Raw genomic sequence first — 207 nt, forward strand, 5'->3', positions numbered from 1 at the left:
CGATTCTCAATGTTGTAAGACAGTATGGTCCGATCTCTCGAGCGAAAATTGCCAAGTTGACAAAGTTAACTCCTCCCACGGTGACCAATCTAGTGGGCGAATTGATTGAGTCCCACCTTGTAGTGGAAAGCACTTTAGGTGAATCGACGGACGGGAGAAACCAATTCTACTGCGCATCAACTCGTCGGCATTCTGCGTTATCGGTGT

Annotated in this window: 1 protein-coding gene; it reads left to right on the plus strand. The window is 47.8% G+C overall.

The window, feature by feature from the left end; genetic code table 11:
* Positions 1-207: winged helix-turn-helix domain-containing protein (locus DSOL_RS27040; RefSeq protein ID WP_207649709.1), on the plus strand; the 207-nt coding region annotated here is incomplete at both ends.

The organism is Desulfosporosinus metallidurans, from assembly GCF_001936615.1.
GTDB classification, from domain to species: Bacteria; Bacillota; Desulfitobacteriia; order Desulfitobacteriales; family Desulfitobacteriaceae; genus Desulfosporosinus; species Desulfosporosinus metallidurans.